Origin of the sequence: Massilia sp. CT11-108 (assembly GCF_047302915.1) — a bacterium.
GTDB classification, from domain to species: Bacteria; Pseudomonadota; Gammaproteobacteria; order Burkholderiales; family Burkholderiaceae_D; genus Telluria; species Telluria orientalis.
Map to the genome: position 1 here is coordinate 1 of NZ_JBKYMO010001033.1, position 885 is coordinate 885.

1 protein-coding gene is annotated in these 885 nt (G+C 69.7%); it reads left to right on the forward strand.

The genetic code is table 11. The features are described 5' to 3' along the window. Positions 1 to 885, forward strand: an 885-nt coding sequence (locus tag ACEN88_RS32940; RefSeq protein WP_413346492.1) for a glycoside hydrolase family 28 protein, incomplete at both ends; no start/stop codon positions are given.

Genomic DNA, 885 nt, shown 5'->3' on the forward strand with positions numbered 1-885 from the left:
CCGCGCAACTGGGCGCCCCGGCGCCGGCGCGGCGGCCGGCGGCGGCGTGGTCCGGTTGGCGCAGGGCGACTACGTCAGCGGCACCATCGACCTGCGCTCCGGCGTGATGCTGGAAGTGGCCGAAGGTGCGCGCCTGCTGGCCAGCACGGACCTGAAGGACTATCCGGAGCGGCGCGCGCGCCGGCCCACGGTCCAGGACAGCAATATGGGGATGAACCAGTCGCTGATCTTCGCCGAGCGCTGCACGCGCGTCGGCGTCCGCGGCAAAGGGCTCATCGACGGGCGCGGCACGCCGGCCAACTTCCCGGGCGAGGAAACGACCGGCGCCACGCCGGGCCGGCCGTTCCTCATCCGCATGCTCGATTGCAGCCGGGTCGTCATCGCGGATGTCCGGTTGAAGGATTCGCCGTGCTGGATGCAGAACTACCTGAACTGCGAGGACCTGATCGTGGACGGCATCCACGTCGAGAACCAGGCGAACCACAACAACGACGGCATCGACATCGACGGCTGCCGCCGCGTCATCGTGCGCAACTGCTTCATCAGCGCCGAGGACGATGCCCTGTGCTTCAAGGGTGCTAGCCAGCGGCCGATCGACCAGGTGCTCGTCGAGCACTGCCGCCTGTACAGCACGTGCAATGCGCTGAAGTTCGGCACGGATTCGCAGGGCGATTTCCGCAACGTGCTCGTGCGCCACGTGGAGGTGGGCGGGCCGGCGGCCGACATGCGGGCCATGAAGCGCCGCAAGGCCGACGGCGGCATCTCGTGGGAATCCGTCGACGGCGCTACGGTCGAACGGGTGCTCGTGCACGATGCGCACATCGTGCGCGCCGAGAGCCCGCTGTTCCTGCGCCTGGGCGACCGCGGGCGCGTGCGGCCGGAGCA